The sequence below is a fragment of the Rheinheimera baltica DSM 14885 genome (genome assembly GCF_000425345.1).
GTDB lineage: Bacteria > Pseudomonadota > Gammaproteobacteria > Enterobacterales > Alteromonadaceae > Alishewanella > Alishewanella baltica.
Genome location: NZ_AUDG01000044.1, coordinates 1 through 19522, shown reverse-complemented (window position 1 = coordinate 19522; position 19522 = coordinate 1). Strand labels below are relative to the sequence as shown.

At 48.0% G+C, this 19522-nt stretch carries 14 protein-coding genes; 3 read left to right on the top strand and 11 right to left on the bottom strand.

Translation table 11 applies throughout. The features are described from left to right. The first annotated feature begins 254 nt into the window (after positions 1–254). Positions 255–2345 carry an alpha/beta hydrolase family protein gene (locus H595_RS0114090; RefSeq protein WP_037054871.1) on the top strand — a complete coding sequence of 697 codons (2091 nt, stop codon included), beginning with the start codon at positions 255–257 and terminating at the stop codon, positions 2343–2345. A gap of 4 nt (positions 2346–2349) precedes the next feature. Here the strand turns inward: H595_RS0114090 and H595_RS0114085 are convergent, their stop codons facing one another. The 10 genes from H595_RS0114085 to hutH form a co-directional block, all read right to left on the bottom strand. After that, positions 2350–3036 (bottom strand): response regulator transcription factor, encoded by a 687-nt coding sequence (locus H595_RS0114085; protein WP_027671789.1) that lies wholly within the window; start codon positions 3034–3036, stop codon positions 2350–2352. Further along, positions 3029–4099, bottom strand: a complete 1071-nt coding sequence (locus tag H595_RS0114080) for a sensor histidine kinase (RefSeq protein WP_027671788.1) — start codon at positions 4097–4099, stop codon at positions 3029–3031. Before H595_RS0114080 ends, H595_RS0114085 begins: the two co-directional genes overlap by 8 nt. An 11-nt stretch (positions 4100–4110) precedes the next feature. Next, the gene (locus H595_RS22430; protein ID WP_051219909.1) at positions 4111–5595 is read right to left on the bottom strand and encodes a TrkH family potassium uptake protein; all 1485 of its coding nucleotides are present in this window, start codon (positions 5593–5595) and stop codon (positions 4111–4113) included. A gap of 132 nt (positions 5596–5727) precedes the next feature. Beyond that, entirely contained in the window at positions 5728–6699 is a 972-nt protein-coding gene (locus H595_RS0114070) for a DUF4862 family protein (protein ID WP_027671787.1), read from the bottom strand. A 30-nt stretch (positions 6700–6729) separates the two neighbouring features. Next, entirely contained in the window at positions 6730–7038 is a 309-nt protein-coding gene (locus H595_RS0114065; protein ID WP_027671786.1) for a hypothetical protein, read from the bottom strand. Positions 7039–7208: 170 nt separating this feature from the next. Further along, the gene (locus H595_RS22425; RefSeq protein WP_169338557.1) at positions 7209–7967 is read right to left on the bottom strand and encodes a substrate-binding periplasmic protein; all 759 of its coding nucleotides are present in this window, start codon (positions 7965–7967) and stop codon (positions 7209–7211) included. A 237-nt stretch (positions 7968–8204) separates the two neighbouring features. Further along, positions 8205–8378 (bottom strand): hypothetical protein, encoded by a 174-nt coding sequence (locus tag H595_RS24610; protein WP_240474905.1) that lies wholly within the window; start codon positions 8376–8378, stop codon positions 8205–8207. A 331-nt stretch (positions 8379–8709) separates the two neighbouring features. After that, positions 8710–10923, bottom strand: a complete 2214-nt coding sequence (locus H595_RS0114050) for a putative bifunctional diguanylate cyclase/phosphodiesterase (protein ID WP_027671785.1) — start codon at positions 10921–10923, stop codon at positions 8710–8712. 223 nt (positions 10924–11146) lie between these two features. After that, the gene (locus H595_RS0114045) at positions 11147–13147 is read right to left on the bottom strand and encodes a urocanate hydratase (protein WP_027671784.1); all 2001 of its coding nucleotides are present in this window, start codon (positions 13145–13147) and stop codon (positions 11147–11149) included. Positions 13148–13159: 12 nt separating this feature from the next. Then, complete coding sequence (gene hutH / locus H595_RS0114040; RefSeq protein ID WP_027671783.1) at positions 13160–14665, bottom strand: histidine ammonia-lyase; 1506 nt, start codon at positions 14663–14665, stop codon at positions 13160–13162. Positions 14666–14936: 271 nt separating this feature from the next. Between hutH and H595_RS0114035 the strand changes: the two genes are divergently transcribed. Both H595_RS0114035 and H595_RS22420 read left to right on the top strand, forming a co-directional pair. Beyond that, complete coding sequence (locus H595_RS0114035) at positions 14937–15839, top strand: LysR family transcriptional regulator (RefSeq protein ID WP_027671782.1); 903 nt, start codon at positions 14937–14939, stop codon at positions 15837–15839. A 114-nt stretch (positions 15840–15953) separates the two neighbouring features. After that, positions 15954–18533: a cation-translocating P-type ATPase gene (locus H595_RS22420; RefSeq protein ID WP_051219907.1), complete on the top strand. Its 2580-nt coding sequence runs from the start codon at positions 15954–15956 to the stop codon at positions 18531–18533. Between the two features lie 115 nt (positions 18534–18648). On the opposite strand, the gene H595_RS22415 is transcribed toward H595_RS22420, so the two are convergent. Further along, the gene (locus H595_RS22415; RefSeq protein ID WP_276202267.1) at positions 18649–19422 is read right to left on the bottom strand and encodes an EAL domain-containing protein; all 774 of its coding nucleotides are present in this window, start codon (positions 19420–19422) and stop codon (positions 18649–18651) included. Positions 19423–19522: the final 100 nt, after the last annotated feature.

The following is a 19522-nucleotide window of genomic DNA, read 5'->3' as shown; positions in this document are numbered from 1 at the left end:
CTAACAGCAGTTAGCAAGGGCTATTCGCCTTAAACACCTTAACAAGGTTAACCAAAGCCCCAGGTTAATCCTCTCTTTTTGCTACTAGAACATCTCTCACAGCAAAAACTGTCTTTACGTTAGCTCAGCTGTTTAACATTAATCTAACTATGCCGCTTAAAAACAACACTCTGCCGCGTGCAGGTTTGTACTTGCCGCTATAACAAGGTAGTTTTTGACACATCACCACCTTTATTGAGCAAATTGGGGAACCTATGCCGACTTTCACTCGCAGCGCTATCGCTGTTACCGCCAGTTTATTGTTGTGTAGTGCAGGCCTATCTGCCGCCGGACAAGCTGAAGTTACCAGCCATGAAACATCAGCAAGTAGCCGCTATTTTGAAGCCGAAGATATTTTTGCCCTGGAATATGCCAGCGACGTGCAAATCTCCCCCGATGGCAGCAAAATAGTGTACGTTCGTGCCAGCAATGACATTATGACCGACAGCACGGCCACCAGCTTATGGTTATTAGATGTTAAAACCGGCCAACAGCTGCCGCTTTTCGCCGATGAATTTAACTACAGCCAACCACGCTGGGCAGCGAACAGCAACCAGCTGGCGTTTATTTCAGACCGCAGCGGCTCGCGGCAAATTCACTTGCACTGGTTGGCAGAAAATAAAACCGCACAGCTATCGACATTACGAAGCTCGCCAACAAACCTTACCTGGTCTGCTGATGGCAAGCAGTTAGCATTTACCATGAATGTTGCCGCCCGTGAGGCGCAAATGAAGCAACTGGTGAAAAAGGTAAAAAAGCCCAACGGCGCTAAATGGTCAGAATCGGCTATTGTGCTGGATAGAGCCCGCTATCAGGCGGATGGACAAGGCTTTTTAAAACCCGAATTCAGACACATTTTTATCTTACCAGCCACCGGCGGCACCGCTCGCCAGCTAACCCAGGGTGATGTTAACTATGGCAGTGATTTAAGCTTTACCCCAGACAGTAAAGCATTGGTGTTCTCTGCCAATTTAGACCCGGAGTGGGAATTTCAGCCCCGTGACAGCAACCTGTATAAACTGGATTTAGCGACAGAACAGCTAACGGCGCTGACCACTATGCCTGGTACTGAATCTGCACCGGTGTTTTCACCTGATGGCAAACAGCTGGCCTTTTTATGGCAAAACAATGCGCTCGTGCCTTACAGCAACAGCAAACTTAAAATTCTAACACTAAAAGACAATAACATTAGCGATGTTGCCGCCGATTTTGACCGCAGTATCCAAAGCCCGAACTGGCTCAGTAACACTAGCTTTGTGGTGCAATATGACGATCGCGGCCAACGAAAACTGGCCACCTTAACCACTAAAGGTAAGCTCACGGAGCTGACGGCCAGCTTAGGGGGTGTATCGCAGCCCCAGCCTTATTTAAGTGGCAGTTATTCAGTGGCCGCAAACGGCGTTATTGCTTATACCCATGGTACCAGCCAACGGCCAAGCGATGTTGCTGTCGTGCAAAAAGGCAAAAGCACGGTGCTTACCGCGCTGAACGAGGATTTACTCGGGCACAAGAAACTGGCTCAGGTTCATGAAATTACCTATAAATCGTCGTTTGACGGTGAAGAAATTCAAGGCTGGTATATGACACCGCCTGATTTTGACCCAACAAAGAAATATCCATTATTGCTGGAGATCCACGGCGGCCCCCATTTAGCCTATGGTGCGCAGTGGAGCGCGGAAATGCAGCGCTATGCCAAAGAAGGTTACGTGGTGTTTTATGATAACAATCGCGGTAGCTCATCTTATGGCGAGCGTTTTGCCCTGTTACTGCAAAATAAATACAGTTCACCTGAAGATTACGCTGACCACGACAGCGGCGTAAACGCCATGCTTAAACTGGGCTTTATTGACGAAAACAACCTGTTTATTGGCGGTGGTTCAGCCGGTGGTATTGCCACAGCGTATGCCATAGGCCTGACTAACCGCTACAAAGCAGCGGCAGTGGTAAAACCGATTATTAACTGGTTAAGCAAAGTATTAACCGGCGACAGTTACCTGTATCAAACCTTTCATCAGTTCCCTGGCGTGCCTTGGGAAAATGTAGAGCATTACTGGCAGCGTTCACCGCTTAGTTTAGTCGGCAATGTACAAACGCCGACTATCTTAATTACCGGCGAGAACGATAGACGCACCCCCATTTCTGAGTCTGAACAATTTTATCAGGCGCTGAAAATACGTCGTATCGACACTACGTTGGTGCGCATACCGGGTTCACCGCATGGTATTTCAAACCGCCCAAGCCGGATGATAGAAAAAGTCGAGTATATGCTGGCCTGGTTTGAGAAGTACCGTACGCCGTCAAATTAAGCTGTTATAACCCGGTAGCAGACACTGATAACCTGTAGCCAACACCAGGCTCGGTTTTCAAATAAGTGGGCGCTGCCGGGTTGGCTTCCAGTTTTTGCCGTAGCTGCGCCATATGCACCCGCACATACTCTGGCCGGCCGGTGTAGGCCTTACCCCAAACCTGGCTCAAAATCTGATTATGTGTCAAAACCTTATCGGCGTTACGCATTAACAACAGTAAAATATCATATTCTGTCTTAGTTAGGTGTACTGGTTGTGTGTTGCGCTGCACAGTGCGGTGAACCGGGTCTAACTGTACGTCTCCAAAGGCAAACACCTGCTGGTGAAGTGTCGCTTTACGAAGGTTAGCCCTGATACGCGCCATTAACTCCGCCGCGCTGAATGGCTTGGTGACATAGTCATTGGCACCATTGTCCAGTGCCAGTACTTTATCCTGCTCGCTGTGGCGGGCAGATATTACTATCACCGGTATCTCACTCCAGCTACGTAATTGCTCAAGCCAAACCTGACCATCCATATCAGCCAACCCCAAATCAAGCAATATCAGATCTACTGATTCGGTCACCAAACATTGCAGTGCCAGCAGGCCAGCACTAAAACTTAACACCTTATGCTGTTGGCTTTTCAGTAAGGTACTAAGAAAGCTTTGCATTGCCGGATCATCTTCTAACACCAGTATGGTTTCAGCCACCGTGTTGCTCCGTATTGTCGGTTGTTTCCGGCCAACGCAGTTGCGCCAGCATGGTCTGGTTATCGCTACTGTGCAGGCTGAACTGGCCAGCGTGTAGCTGCATAACGGCTTTACAAATGGCCGTACCAAGCCCGGTGCCGCTATCCCGCTGAGCAGTATTCTGGCTGGCAACCGCATTGCTTACACGTAAGAGATAGTCGCCGTTATCCAGGTTAAAACTTACTGTTACCGGTGCTGCACCATGGCGCACAGCGTTTTCCAGCATATTGGCCAGCGCAATTTCCAGCAAAGTACTGTCGGCCATACAACGGGCATGGCTGTTGAGATGAATTTGTAGGGCTTGATTAGTAAGTAATTGCGCACGGCGGCTGATGGCAGCCGACACCACATCGGCGACATCCAGCTCAGTACGGGCCAACGTGTGCTGTGGCTGCTGCACCCGGCTTAGCTCCATCACTTTGTCAAAATGCTCACTTAGCAAACTGCTCTGGCGGTAGATATTCGCCGCTTGCTCACGTATCTCTTCGCTACTCAGGGTAAGTTCGCTGTCGGCAAGCATGCTGGATGCGCCCATAATCGTTGCAAGCGGTGTACGTAAATCATGCGAGATAGAACGAAGCAACATCGCTCGGCTATGCTCCAGTTCCACTTGAAACCTGGCTTGGCGGTTTTTACTGGCCAACAGTTGTCGCTTGCGCATATTTTTTTTCGCCCGTGCCAACTCAACCCGCAAACGACCCGATAAACGACCAATAAAACTGCCCAGCAACAACATAACGATAAAGGTAATAAGGTAATCAATATGGTTAATATACAAGGTGTTATAAGGCTCGACAAAAAACCAGTCAAGCAACAGCACACTGCTAACGGTCGTAATAATGGCCCAGCGCTGGCCTACCTGTTGAGCGACCCACGTGACCCATAGCAGTTGCAGCATGGCAACATCCGTTGTCGTTAGCAACGCTCTACCCGGTAGCAACAGCAGCGCTATGGCTACCGGCACAGCCAGCGCCAACAGCACCAGCTGCCATAGCGCAAAATGTCTGGCATGGGTCAGTTTCATCGTTAGTGGCCTTAATAACGCCAGTACATTGGCGTAAACAGTAATAACATGGTCAAAATCTCCAACCGCCCCAACAGCATACCCAGAGTCAGCCACCACTTTGCGCCATCAGGCAAGGACGCAAAGTTACCGGCAGGACCAATGATATCGCCAAGCCCGGGCCCCACATTGCCCACCGCAGTTGCAGCACCGGTTAACGCAGTAACAAAATCCAGATTATACATGGATAACACCAAAGCCAATGCCGCTATGGTAGCAAAATACACAAAGGCAAACGCCAGCACAGCGCTTAACAGGCTGTCATCTACAGTTTTGTTACCGTATTTTTGCGTCCAGACAGCATTAGGGTGAATTAACAGGTTTAGCTGTTTCAACAACATATAACCCGATAGCTGGGTACGGAAAATTTTCAGCCCGCCGGACGTCGAACCAGAGCAGCCACCACAAAAAGTAAGATAAAAAAACATCACCACTGCCATGCTGCCCCACAGCGTGTAATCCTCAGAGGCATAGCCACAGGTAGTGATCACCGACACCACATTAAACAGGCTGTGGGTTAAGGCCGAAAACCAATCGCGGTCGTCGTGTATTATCTGATAACCAGCAAGCAGTATTGCTGCTGTCAGCACAATGGCAATAAACGCTTTCACCTGCGGATCGCGCAGCAATACCCATTTATCGCCCCGGGCCATACCAACAAATAACACGAAAGGTAGCGCTGCCAGCGTCATCCAGACACTGCTTAACCACATTAACCAGGGTTTATCATTAAAATAGCCAAAAGACGCATCATAATTGGCAAAACCACCTGTAGCAGCCGATGTCATGGCATGGGTTACGGCATCAAAAAACGACATACCACCGGCATAATAGCTAACCGCTGCCGCCAGGCTTATCCCAAGATACACCATTAAAATAGAGCTGGACAAACTACTACTGCGCGGCAGTATTTTTTCAGAAATATCCGAGCTTTCTGTTTTAAACAGCTTCATGCCGCCTATCTTCAGAGCTGGCAATATCGCTATCGCCATCACGATAATACCAATGCCACCTATCCACTGCAGAATCGCCCGCCACAACAATACCGCTTTTGGCATAGTATCCAGTCCGCTTAGCACTGTAGAGCCGGTGGTGGTAATAGCCGACACCGTTTCAAACCAGGCGTCGGTTACACTAAGCTCTGGTAAACTAAGATACAGTGGCAAAGCGGCAAACAGGCAAACCGACAACCAGCACAAGGTGGTGAGTAAAAACAGATAGCGCTTTTTCAACTGCACAGCGCTGCCGGAACGTGCCACCAACACCCCACCAACACTAATGGTTACAGCACCCGCCAACAGAAAGTTCCAAAACGCGCGGTCTTGCAGCGCAAAGCTAACCGCCATCGTTACAAATTGCGCCACGCTTAGGCTAATCAGCAAATAGCCTATTACGCGATAAAAGAAATGTTTGTTTTTAACTTCAGTGTCGCCAAGCGTAAAAGCGTAACCTGTCATCACGATGTACTGCAGCAAAGATCAATAGCGCAAGCCTAACGCTATCTAACCTTTGCTGCTGTAAAGCTTTTCTAAAGATTTTCCACGCCGGTATAAAGATTTTATAAAGATTCGTAATCTAGCAAGCGTCGTTTAAGTAATGTTGAAATAGCGGTCTAGAATCGCCAACGTATCGCGGATAATCGCTATACGTTGTTCAATAGATGCATCGTGTGGCCGAATACCAATCTTCGCCCCTAACACTGCTAGTTCCGCCGCATTACAAGCGGCTAAACATTGATGTATCGCCTGCTCTGTCATCCAGCTGCCTGGCTCACCGTTGGGAATAAGATCACTTTGTGTTGGCGGTTGGTGGCTGTCGCGCCAGGCGCCATATTCACTGTCTTTGTCAGACACGCCGGAAAACATCACACCGCTTAACAAACCGGCCGCTTGCGCAGCATTAATATGTTCAATCGCTCCCTCAACACGGCGGGTCTCAAATACCGAACGGCCCCAGTTAATCACCATGCCTAATTGCTGCTTTGTGTTTAGCTTTGTGTTTAGCTGTGTAATCACTTCAAGCTCATCGCCAAGGGTTAAAAAACCTTTTGAGGGAGCATGACTGTCAACCAGTGCATCGCAGTGTTCAATAACAATGCGCGCACCCTGCCAGTCCCACTGCAACAGCGCTTCAAGTGAAGCCTTAAGCGCTGCTTTAGACGATACCGCTTTATGCCTTGCCGGAGCAGTTTGAATTTGAATTGCCGTTACCGCCTGCCGGCCCAAGTGTGCATTTAGCTTGCCTATTGCCGCGCAAGCTTGCTGCATAAACTGTATCGCAGCCTGTCTGCCAGCCTCGTTATCGGATGCCAAACCAAACTGCGGATTTTGCCCTAACGCATTCATAATGCCGGGAATACAGGTAAACACGTAATCCCACTGCGGGTTAATATTGGTTAAAAACCAACTGTCGTCATGGGCATGCAATGAGCCTAAAAACGGATGTTCCAGGCCTTTTATATTTGGCAGCGCTTTTAATTCGTTATAAAACGCGGTTTCAAGCTCTGGGCTCCAACCGCTGTGGTTGGGTGAAGCGGCATAAGCGCCAAGGGTGTATTTCATAGCTGTCTCAACAGGCAGTTGTTGTCAGAATTAATCATCAGGGCTATTTAGCGTAAACACCAGATGCTTGCGCATATCTTTTAGCACTATGCCTTTTTTCAGCAGTAAACCGCTCAGCCGCTTTTGCCATGCCAGCAACTGCGGCTGCGCCAATGCCAACGCTGCATCATCGCTTAATTGCACCCGCACCAAAAGCGATCCCGGAAACGCTTCATAGGCCAGGCTAAACCAACATTGCACTGTACCCGGGAGTTGCGTGAATGCTTGCTGCTCCAGCGCGTTAACTGCCGCCATTACAGTGGCTTGTTGTTTAAGTTGTACTGCCGAGAGTTTTTTCATCAGTAAATCAGCGTCTCATTGCAAAGGTAAATAGCTTAACGTAAGCGCTATTTTACCGCGAATACCATTGGCGTAACCATTTAATTGCGTTTAATCAGCCGCGGTATCATTGCCAGAGGGAATCGCCGTTACTTAGAGCACAATTTACCGCTTAAGCTAGAATTTGCTACTTATGGTAAAACAGCAGTTTGGCTTGCTTGCTCAGGCTGGTTGGCATGTTGAAAGTACTTTAGCTGCAGTTGCTGATATTCATCACTTTGTTGAAAGGTAAGCAATGCCTTATCAAAACGCTCTACCAGCCAGGCATCCCGCCCCAGTAAGTGATAACTGTTAATACCAAACAATGGGTGCTGCTTTAAGCTGGCGTCATCCGGAGCTGTTTTATGGTAAAAATATTCGAAAATATTTTTGTCCATGACCAGCACGTCAACCCTGTTTTTCAGCAATAGCGCTGGCAGTTGATCTTGCTCTACAACCTCAAGATAACTGGCAAACTCTGGTATTTTTTCAGCATAAGCTTTAGGTAAAAAAATATGGGCATTTTGAAATGCCATTACCCGCTTTCCTGCTAAATCATGCAATGATTGCAGCTGCGGTTTAAGATCTAGCCTTGTGATAAGAATATTTTCATAGTTAATGTAGGAACGAGTTGCGAAGTAACCCGCTGGCACAGTGCGCTGCAATGAGACAAAATCCGCTTGGCCTTTATTAAACAAGTCTAGTAAACGGCCATTAGGCGTGTGCAGAAAAACCGCACAGCGCTGCAGCTTTAAACTCACACGTTGCAACAATTCCAGCTCAAAGCCTTTTTGTGTTGCAACCTCAATATAAGGTGGTTTTTCAACCCCCACCAAAAATGTTAGCGAAGGCCATTGGCAAGACAATGCAGGCCAGCACCACAAAAAAATAACGATTGCAAACAACCTCATGCCACACTCTGTTTTGCAAGTTTCATTTAGCACACCTAACATCTGGCATGGGTTTACGCTGCTACTTTAGTGTCTAACGCGTTTAGACCAACAAAATTTAAACAAATTTGCAGTTCATTACTTTTTAACAAAAATAACTTAATAAAGCATTATAAAAATCTAAAAAACTCACTTTAAATAACATTTTAAGCAGGCAATAATAAATTAAGAGGGAGAGACAAACTTAAAGCCTAAGCTTTACACTTCAAAACACACTAAGCCCGACGACGACTCAGCAGGCATCGGCGTATACAACTTCACGCCCTTCATTTCTGACCAACCCATAGTGGTGCTGTCGGTAAACGCGATTTGCCAGGCTTCGCCACCCATGTACTCTGCCGCCACAGCGGCAATCTGGTGCTCTATGGTCATAAAGTGCTCATGCCAGTAATCGGCTGGGTTTTCATCAAAGGCTTTACGGTGGCGTTAAATGGCAGCAGGTGCTGGTTTGGGGGGGCGATGCCAGTTAAAACGTGGCCAGGTGGATATAGTTATGGGTTAACGTAAGCTGCTGTCGAAGGCCTTTCCAATTTGCGGTTTTAAGCGCGGGTATGGTGGCACTGGCTTGCAATAGTCCAGATACCGGCAGCAAAGTGCTACCAATTAATAATGAGGTTTAGGTAAGAAAGTCGCGGCGTTTCATAGCTAATCATCCTGAATAAATTTTAACCAGTATAGCGCACAACATTTTCTGGTGGCTGAGCTAAGACAAACTCGCAATATCCCATTTTGACAACCAGCTAGCAAAAGCACTGGCGGGCATAGGTCGGGCAATACCGTATCCCTGACCAAACACATAGCCTATTTCCAACAATTTTTGCCTATGTGCTGCGGTTTCTTCGCCCTCGGCAATGGTGGCCAGCTCAAACGTCTCGGCTAGAAGGCGCACGCCTTGCAATATGGCTAAATCGTCGGTATCGGTGAGAATATCCCGGACAAAGCTCTGGTCAAGTTTTAGCGTACTAATAGGCAAGCGCTTTAAATAAGACAGTGATGAATAACCGGTGCCAAAATCGTCTAACGAGAATGTCACACCAAACGCCGAACACGACTGCATGGTTTCTCTAACATGGACGAGATCTTGTAATGCGCTGGTTTCGACAATTTCCATTTCTAACATACTGGGCGGTACCGACGGAAACGTATCAAAAATGCTTTGCAATTGCTGGAAAAAATCGGCTTGCTGTAAATGAAAGGCGGCAATATTAACCGAAATCGCCATGGTAATTCCCTGCGCCTGCCATAGCTGATACTGCCGAAAAGCCTGACTAATAACCCATTGCCCCAGCTGTACGCCCAACTCATGATGCTCAATTATCGGCAAAAACAGACCCGGCGCCATAAGACCCTGCTCAGGATGCTGCCAACGGATCAGCGCTTCAACTCCTGTACATTCGCCAGTATGCATATTAACTTTAGGTTGGTAAAACAATACAAACTCTTGCCGTGCCAGGCCGTCACGAATGTCGTTCAAACTTCTTAAAACCACCCGGGTATGCTGATCTGCTTCGTTATCAAACAGATGAAAGCTGTTTTTACCCGCTTGCTTAGCAACATACATAGCCTGGTCGGCTTGGCGTAGTAGCTGCTCGGCCGCAACATCAGCGTTCTGCGGATAAAAGCTCACACCAATACTTGCCGATAGCGCTATCGTAGCGCCAGCAATGGTCACCGGACTGGCCAAGCTGTCCAGCGCTTGTTGCAGCATGGGCTGGCTGTCTTCAACCTGCGCCAGATTACTGAGTAAAAATACAAACTCGTCACCACTCATCCTGGCAACACTATTTTCCTTACCCACTGCAGCGACCAGCCGCTGGCTCAGTGTTTGCAACACCTGATCGCCCAAGGCATGGCCAAAGCGATCATTTACTGCTTTAAAACCATCAATATCAACAAAGGCCACAGCCAGTAGTGACTGATGTTGTGTGGCATTTAGCATGCTTTTTTGTAACTGCTCTGCCAACAACACCCGATTGGATAAGCCGGTTAATGGATCATAATGCGCTAAGTGCTCAAGCCGTTGTTGCACTTGCATCCGGGTATGCTCTAATAAAAACAAGCGGTGCCGGGTACGGCTTAACCAGCCAAGCAAGGTGTTATCTTTGCCGGCAGGCACCAGGATATCGGTGGTAAAATCCCCGTTGCCCAAGGCTTCAATTCTGCTATATAGCTCAGCGACCGGCGCGCCCAAAATGGCCAGCTGTCGGCGTTTTAATTGCCAAAGCATCATCAACAGCATTAAGCCTAAAACAACAAACACCAGTCTTAACCATCTGGCAGATATTTCTGCCTGACGCACTGAGTTTGCCGTGCGCGAACTCATCATGTAGTACAATTTATCTATCGGCCGCATAATGCCTGCTTTGGCCAGATGGTATTCATCATTGTGCAGTAACACTAAGGCTTGTTCACGCAATGCCGGGTCGCCGCTGGCCACCAGCTCCATAGCGCGCTGTTCAATATTGGTTAAATCATCGGAAGCTTGTTTAGCCGACACTAGCTGTGTCAGCTCACTGTCAGTAAAGCCGACTTGCCGCATAGTATTTAATAGCGCAGTCGGCGGGCCAAAAGGTCGGGGGCGGGCGTTTGATGCGTCAACCAAATCCCAGTAAATATAATGATAATTCTCTGGCTTGGGGGCATGGCCATTACGAATGGCAAAAATCTCATCAAAGTGTTGCCGGTACCGCGGCTCACCGGTAACCGCATAAGTGCGTACCATGCGGGTAAGATCATCTGATGATTGTCTTAACTCGTCGGCAAGTAAAAATGATTGCAGCCGTTTGTTATTCGCGGTGTCAATTGCCCGTTCAGCATCTACATAGACAAAAAAGCTGACTATAAACAGCACAAACACCGTTAGAGTAACAAGCAACCGCGTATCAAAATCAGTCAGCCTGGCTAACCATTTCCTCAATACACACCTCTATTGATCACCCAATCAAACAACGGTTTTTGCAAAAAGTTAAACCGCTATGACGTAGTTAATAGTAGGTAATTTATATGACATCGGTATTTTTTAATACAGTGGTAAAATAAAAAGCGAGATTGGAAAAACCGGATAGCGTTCACTGCGCGGCCTGGCTTGGGGTATCAAAGCGGGCTATGCCGGAAAATGACATAGCCCGCTAGCATGCCCGCTACCAAGGTAAGTTTTGTATTACCTCATCATCTACCCGGTTGGCTAACGTCACTTTTAGCTTGGGCGTTCTGGCCATTTCGCGTTTAATGGCAAAATCGGCTTCTTCGTTGCGCGCCCAGCTGCGCCGTGCAATGCCGTTATTGACATCAAACAGTAGCATAGACTTAAGCCGACGCTCGGCCTGCTCACTGCCGTCGAGCAACATGCCAAAACCACCATTGATAACCTCACCCCAGCCAACACCGCCACCGTTGTGAATAGACACCCAGGTTGCACCACGGAAGCTATCGCCTATCACGTTATGGATAGCCATATCCGCGGTAAAGCGGCTGCCATCGTAAATGTTTGAGGTTTCGCGGTAAGGCGAGTCGGTGCCACTGACATCATGGTGATCACGTCCCAGCACCACAGGGCTAATGTCACCACGCTTAATCGCATCGTTAAAGGCTTTGGCTATTTCCATCCGGCCTTGGGCGTCAGCGTATAAAATTCGTGCCTGCGAGCCAACCACCATTTTGTTTTGCTTGGCATCCAATATCCAGCTGATGTTGTCCTGCATTTGCTGCTGAATTTCTTCCGGCGATTCGGCCATAATTCGCTTTAACACGTCTGCGGCAATAGCATCAGTTTTATCCAGATCTTCAGGCTTGCCTGATGCACACACCCAACGGAATGGACCAAAGCCATAGTCAAAACACATAGGCCCCAGAATATCCTGCACATAGGACGGGTATTTAAAGTCGATACCATTTGGTGCCATAACATCGCCACCAGCGCGCGATGTTTCAAGTAAAAACGCATTGCCGTAATCAAAAAAATAGGTGCCTTTGGCGGTATGTTTGTTCACTGCATCAGCGTGGCGCTTAAGCGTAGTCTGCACTTTCTCTTTAAACACATCGGGTTGTTCACGAATTAACCGGTTAGATTCGTCATAGCTAATACCTACCGGGTAATAACCACCTGACCAGGGGTTATGCAGTGAGGTTTGGTCTGAGCCCAAATGGACAAAAATATCGTGCTGGTAAAAGCTTTCCCACACTTCGACCACATTACCAATATAGGCAATTGACACTACTTCGGCATTCGCCTGCGCCGTTTTAACCCGGGCAATCAACGCATCCATGTTATCTATCAGTTCATCTACCCAGCCTTGCTGGTGGCGTTTTATGGCCGCTTTGGGGTTTACTTCAGCACACACGGTAATGCAGTTAGCAATGTTACCGGCTTTAGGCTGCGCACCGCTCATGCCACCCAAACCGGCAGTAAGAAAAATTTTACCTTGTGGGCTTTCGCCTTTATTAAGCACCTTACGAAACGCATTCATTACGGTAATGGTGGTGCCATGCACTATTCCTTGCGGGCCTATGTACATAAAAGAACCAGCGGTCATTTGGCCATACTGAGTCACGCCCAGGGCGTTAAATTTTTCCCAATCATCCGGTTGAGAATAATTCGGGATCATCATGCCGTTAGTTACCACTACCCGTGGCGCGTCTTCAGATGACGGAAACAACCCCATCGGGTGGCCCGAATACATATGCAGCGTTTGGTCGCTTTGCATTTCGCTTAAATACTGCATGGTTAAGCGGTACTGCGCCCAGTTTTGAAACACTGCGCCATTACCGCCGTAAGTAATCAGCTCTTCCGGATGCTGTGCTACCGCAGGGTCCAGGTTATTGTCGATCATCAGCATAATGGCCGCAGCTTGCTGACATTTAGCCGGATAGTCGGCAATTGGCCGGGCTTTAAGCGCATACTCCGGTTTAAACCGATACATATAAATACGGCCGCAGTCTTTTAGTTCCTGTGCAAACTCGGTTGCCAGCTCGGCGTGCCAGGCTTTAGGGAAATAACGCAGTGCATTTCTTATCGCCAGCTGCTTCTCTGCTTTACTCAAAATATCTTTGCGCTTAGGCGCGCGGTTAGCATCAACCGGATAAGGTTTTGCCGCTGGTAATTCGTTAGGGATACCTTGCTTAATCTGCTGTTGAAAAGTCATGCTATTCTCCCCTTAGTTCAGCGTAAAACTAACGCGAAAAGCCTGTGTTTTAACCAGATTTATCATCGCATCAATATCTGGCTTTAATAGCCTGTCTTCTTCTAACTTGGTTACTTTCTCGCGAATAAGCGCAAAGTTATGCTCAATTAAATCTGAACAGGTGTTAGGCCGACGGAACTCAATAGCCTGCGCCGCATACATCAGTTCAATGGCGAGGATTTTTTCCAGGTTACCCAAAATCTGGTTGAGTTTACGGCCAGAAATACTGCCCATCGACACATGATCTTCCTGCCCCATCGAAGTGGGTACGCTGTCAGCTGACGGCGGGAAACACAGTGATTTATTTTCAGTTACCAGCGCAGCAGTGACATATTGCGGGATCATCATGCCTGAATTTAAACCGCCAGACTTTGTCAGCAAACGCGGCAAGCCGTGCAAGCCTTCCAACAACAAATAACAACGACGGTCTGAAATATTGCCCAGTTCTGCAGCAGCAATAGAATTGTAATCCAGCACCATCGCCAGTGGCTGGCCATGGAAACTGCCGCCTGAAATAGCTTCTTCGCTGCTAATCACAATAGGGTTATCGGTAACCGAATTCATCTCGATTTCGGCCAGTTCCTTTAAGTGGTTAAAGGCATTGCGCGATGCACCATGAACTTGTGGAATACAGCGCAGCGAGTAAGGGTCTTGCACCCGGGCACAACCAGTGTGCGACGCCATATTTTCAGAATTTTCAAATAAGCGGCGCATGCGAGCAGCCACTTCAACGTTGCCGGCAAAGGCGCGTAGCTGGTGTAGTTCAGGCCGGAACGGCGAGCTACTACCTTGCATGCCTTCAATACTCATGGCGCCAGCAACATCGGCTAAATCTAATAAATAACGCATTTTGCTAAGCGCAGTAATCGCATGCGACAAGATAAACTGGGTGCCGTTTATCAGCGCCAGACCTTCTTTCGCTTGCAGCTCCATAGGTTGCAGGCCATGTTTTTGCAAGGCTTCAGCGGCGGTAATGCTGTCTTTACCCTGCCAGAATTCACCTTCACCAATTAATGGTAAAAACAAATGCGACAATGGGGCTAAATCGCCAGACGCGCCCACTGAGCCTTGCTCCGGCACTACCGGAATTAAATCCAGTTCAATAAAGGTTAGCATGCGCTCAACCACGTCAAGCCGGATGCCGGAATAGCCCTGGCTTAACGCATGTACTTTAGTGATCAGCATTAGTTTTGAAATCGCTTTGGCAATCGGCTCGCCTACCCCCACCGCATGAGTGATCAGCAGGTTTTTTTGCAGCAGTGCAGTTTCTGCCGGAGAGATTTGGGTATCGCAAAGCGGGCCGAAACCGGTGTTAATACCGTAGATAGCTTTATCAGATGAGGCCATAACCTCAACGTTGTTGCGGCTTTGATTAATTCTGGCAATCGCCTCAGCACACAACTCAGCTTTAATGCTGCCATCAGCGATACCGTTAACTATATCTAAATTCATCCGGTCTAAACCATAGCGAAACGTCATTTTGTGCTCCTTAAACCTGCTTATAAATTGCCTGCATCAGAACTACACAGGCAGAATCGATTTGCTCTAAGTCAACCGTTGAAGGCCAGGGATGGCCGGAATCGAGCCTCAGGGACGATTCATGGCGTGTTGATGTGAGCAAACCGGTTCAGCCGCAGCCACGATTAGCAGGCATTGCTTTAATGTCGTCATGCTAGCTTGCGCCGGTAGTTTTATAAATACATAATAATCGTAACTTATTCCGGATTTAACGAACTAAAGCGCCAGCACTATGCAAGTTCATGATGTCGACCTTAAATTACTTCGAGTTTTCGTCACTATTGTCGAATGCGGCGGGCTTTCAGCTGCCGAATCACGGCTGAATATTGGCCGCTCTACTATTAGTGCACATTTATCTGATTTAGAGGTGCGCTTAGGCGTTAAGTTATGTAAGCGTGGCCGCAGCGGCTTTGAACTCACCGAGCCTGGGCGCATTACCTATCAAGCATCATTAGAATTACTGCAGCAATGTGAAGCCTTTGCCAATACTATTGCCGGTTCAAAACAGCAATTGTCTGGCCGGGTAACCATTGCCATTATCGACACCCTGGTTAGCGATCCGCGCTGCAAGGTGGCCCAAGCTATTGGGGCACTTAAGGTTAAAAGCGATAACATTCAATTTGAGTTATATGTTTGCGAAGCACGCGAAGTAGAAACCGCCGTGGCCAATGGCCGCTCGCTACTAGGCATTGGTGTAAGCCGCCATCATATTAGGGGGTTAGACTATACGCCGCTGCATAACGAAACCAACTACCTGTATTGCGCGTCGGGCCACCCGTTGTTTAATTGCAATACTCAGGATATCAGCAGATTGCTACAACGCTCAGACGTTATTACCAGCAACTATATGCGCGACAAAGAAGCCCGTAACGACGGGTTAAATTACCAAAACAGCGCCATTGCCTACCACGATGAAGGCATTGCACACCTTATTTTAACAGGCAAGTTTATCGGTTATTTACCCGAACACTACGCCAGTTATTGGGTAGATAAAGGGATGTTTAAGCCGATATTGCCTCAGCAGTACTCGTATCAAATCCCGGTGATGCTAATCACATCAAAAAATAACACCTCATCCCCTCTGGCCATGGCAATAATTGACGAAATAAAATACAGCCATTCAGTTAATAAATAACCAAACAGATTAAGCTAAAGCAATGCCGCCTGAGTGCGCTACCGTACAGGCAAAAGGCATGAAATAGCGTAATAATAGGATTTAGCGCCAGCATTGATACCTAAAAGGTAAGCTATGTCCGCCCCTAACACTGCTATAACAGATAACCTCACCGGGCTTTGCAGCAGCGAAGCACTGCAGCGACTGAAAACTGTTGGAGCCAATACCTTACCGTCTGCAAAACCGCGTTCGTTATTCGCCATTGCATGGAGCATTGTGCATGAGCCAATGTTTATCCTGCTGATCAGTTGCGGCAGCATTTATTTACTGTTGGGCAGTAAAACCGATGCCTATATATTGCTGGGCTCGGTGCTGATTATTATGGTGATGAGCTTCGCGCAGGAGCGCAAAAGTGAGCGCGCACTGGAAGCGCTGCGCGACCTGTCCAGCCCGCGCGCGTTGGTGCTGCGTGATAGCAAACCACAACGTATTGCCGGTCGTGACGTAGTTCCTGGCGACATCATTTTTCTGGCAGAAGGCGACCGCGTACCGGCAGACGCCGTGCTGCTGGATAACCAAACTATGACCATTGATGAGTCCTTGCTCAGTGGCGAATCTGTGCCGGTACGAAAATTGGCGACCAGTGATATTGCCACTACTATGCAGCCACCTGGTGGCGAAGATACTGCCTTTGTTTACTCTGGTTCATTGGTGGTGCAAGGCAAAGCTAAAGCCTTGGTGCTGGCCACCGGCGAAACCACAGCGCTTGGCAGTATAGGTAAAGCCTTATTCAGCCTGCAAGCCGAACCCAGTGCTTTACAAACAGAAACGGCACAGGCGGTTAAAGTAGTTGCGCTGTGGAGCATAGTGCTGGTGATAGTGTTAACGGCTTGGTATGGCATAACCCGCGGTGACTGGTTCAATGGCATTCTTGCCGGGCTCACCATGGCCATGTCGATATTGCCGGCCGAATTACCACTAATACTCACTATTTTTCTTGGCCTTGGCGCCTGGCGCATCGCTAAAAAACACGTGCTAACACGGCGTATTTCTGCCATTGAAATGCTGGGCGCGGCCACCGTACTCTGCGTTGATAAAACCGGCACCTTAACGCAAAACCGCATGGCGATGGCACAGGTTATTGTCGACGAACAGGTGCATATATTTGACGTTGCCGCAGAGCCTGAAGCGGAAAGCTTTGCCGGGGCATTTCATCAAACGCTTGAGTTTGCCATGCTGTCTAGCCACCGCCATCCCTTTGATCCAATGGAGCAAGCTATTCAGCACACCGGCCATGCCGCACTTGCCGGTACTGAACATATCCACGCCAACTGGACACTGGCAGAAGACTACCCGCTATCGCCAGACTTACTGGCCATGTCGCGCGTCTGGCGATCGCCGGATCAGGCCGATTATGTGATTGCCGCCAAAGGCGCACCGGAAGCCATCATCGATTTATGCCATCTCTCTGCTGAGCAAGCAACGCACATCAGCAGGCAAGTGGATAAGGCAGCAAAGCAAGGTTTGCGGTTGCTGGGCGTCGCTAAAGCGGCATTTAAGCAGCCGGATTTACCTGAGATACAACATGATTTCGAGTTCGGGTTTATTGGCCTGATCGCCCTTGCCGACCCGCTACGCCCCACCGCACGTCCGGCCATAAGCCAGTGCCTGGCGGCTGGTATTCGCGTGATCATGATTACCGGCGACTACCCGGCCACTGCGCTGAGTATTGCTGAGCAATGTGGCCTGGACGTTAGCGCCGGCGTGCTAACCGGGGAAGACATCGATGCGCTGGACGAAACGCAGTTACAACAACGTTTGCGCCAGGCCACGGTGTTTTGTCGGGTGCAGCCAGAACAAAAGTTACGGTTAGTACAAACGCTGAAAAGTGCCGGCGAAATAGTCGCCATGACAGGTGATGGCGTCAATGATGCGCCTGCTTTAAAAGCTGCTCATATTGGTATCGCCATGGGCGGCCGTGGCACCGACGTCGCGCGTGAGTCAGCCGCGTTAGTGTTATTGGATGACGACTTTGGCTCTATAGTCGCCGCGGTGCGACTGGGTAGGCGCATCGTCGACAACATTCGCAAGGCTGTAGTATTCGTGGTGGCCGCACACATTCCTATCGCTGGTTTGTCGATGTTGCCGGTTATGCTGGGTTGGCCGCTGATTTTACTGCCGGTACATATCGTGTTTTTTGAACTGATGATCGACCCCACCTGTTCTATTGTGTTTGAAGCAGAGCAGGAAGAATCCGACGTGATGAAAAGGCCACCGCGTAAAGCCTCTGAGAAAATATTTAACCGCCCCATGCTAATGCGGGGCCTGCAACAGGGCGCGGTGCTGCTACTGTTGCTACTGGGTGTTTATCTGGCCGCACTATGGGCCGGGCTCGCCGAACAACAAGCCAGAGCCCTGACCTTTAGCGCGATGATTATTGGCGATATCTGGCTAATTTTTATCAACCGTTCCTGGTCATTACCGTTAGTTAAATCGATTAAACTGCCCAATCCGGCCTTGTGGTGGGTAGTCGCCAGCGGCGTAATTATGCTGGCACTGGCACTGTCTTTACCCTTTATGAACACCCTATTTCACTTCGAGCGGCCGCCACTGGGCTATTTAGCATTAACCATTGTCGCTGTTAGCATCAGCTTGCTGCTAATTGCCGCACTGACCCGGTTGCAAATGCAGACTAAAAAACAGCCCGCAGAATAAGTGCGCAAAGTTTGCTGCCACACAAACACTTTGAAAACTTCAGCGCATGCTAGCGAACGCCATCCCCGCATAATGATGCTTCAATTTAAACAGGTAAGATGGCTATGATAAAGTATCAATTTTCAATCGCATTTATTTGTTCCAAAAAGCCATTCCCTTTGTTAAAACTGGTTGTAAATAAATTAAATTCTTTCAATGGAAGTGCCTTGCTAAATAAAAAACCTTGAGCCCTTTTGCAGCCATTATCAATTAAAAATTTCAGCTGCTCTTTTGTTTCAACACCCTCTGCTATTGTTTCAAACCCAAACTCCCTTGCCATTCCTAATATTACTTTTATCATAGTACGGTCTTTAGGATCAGAAATAATATCCCGCACAAATGATTGATCAATTTTTATGATATCAATTGGTAATTTTTTGATATAGGAAAGTGATGAGAATCCGGTACCAAAATCATCAAGCGCAACCTCACAGCCTATGTTTCTCAATTTGTTGATGCTGTTAAAAAATGTAGCATTATTAATGAGTTCAACACTTTCGGTTATTTCAATAATTATGCGAATTTTATTTGAGACTAATTTTTTCTCAATTTTTGATATTAAGGTTTCTAAATGGGTGTTATCAAAAAGTTGAGACAAAGACAAATTAACGGCAATTGATAACTTATCATCCCACTCATTAGAATCATCTAAAGCAGCTTCGAAAGCCAAATAGGTTAATATATGAACCAACTTACTGCGCTCTGCAATCGGAATGAATTCAGATGGAGGAATAAATCCTTTTTCAGAATGTGGCCACCGACATAATGTCTCTGCCCCGACGACCTTCATAGTCTTTAAATCAATAACAGGCTGATAATAAAACTCTATTTGTTTTGATTTTAATGCAATGGATAAATTTTGTTCTAACCCTGAGGGATCCCCACGAATTTAGCCCCCGCATTCAATGTTGTAACTCGTTGTATCTAGCAAGTGTTTGCAGTGGCGCAAG

Bases quoted from the DNA above. Each gene is read 5' to 3' on its own strand.
- H595_RS0114090 (WP_037054871.1), top strand. From the start codon at position 255: ATGCCGACTTTCACTCGCAGCGCTATCGCTGTTACCGCCAGTTTATTG.
- H595_RS0114080 (WP_027671788.1), bottom strand. From the start codon at position 4,099: ATGAAACTGACCCATGCCAGACATTTTGCGCTATGGCAGCTGGTGCTG.
- H595_RS22430 (WP_051219909.1), bottom strand. From the start codon at position 5,595: ATGACAGGTTACGCTTTTACGCTTGGCGACACTGAAGTTAAAAACAAA.
- H595_RS0114070 (WP_027671787.1), bottom strand. From the start codon at position 6,699: ATGAAATACACCCTTGGCGCTTATGCCGCTTCACCCAACCACAGCGGT.
- H595_RS0114065 (WP_027671786.1), bottom strand. From the start codon at position 7,038: ATGAAAAAACTCTCGGCAGTACAACTTAAACAACAAGCCACTGTAATG.
- H595_RS22425 (WP_169338557.1), bottom strand. From the start codon at position 7,967: ATGAGGTTGTTTGCAATCGTTATTTTTTTGTGGTGCTGGCCTGCATTG.
- H595_RS24610 (WP_240474905.1), bottom strand. From the start codon at position 8,378: ATGACCATAGAGCACCAGATTGCCGCTGTGGCGGCAGAGTACATGGGT.
- H595_RS0114045 (WP_027671784.1), bottom strand. From the start codon at position 13,147: ATGACTTTTCAACAGCAGATTAAGCAAGGTATCCCTAACGAATTACCA.
- hutH (WP_027671783.1), bottom strand. From the start codon at position 14,665: ATGACGTTTCGCTATGGTTTAGACCGGATGAATTTAGATATAGTTAAC.
- H595_RS0114035 (WP_027671782.1), top strand. From the start codon at position 14,937: ATGCAAGTTCATGATGTCGACCTTAAATTACTTCGAGTTTTCGTCACT.
- H595_RS22420 (WP_051219907.1), top strand. From the start codon at position 15,954: ATGTCCGCCCCTAACACTGCTATAACAGATAACCTCACCGGGCTTTGC.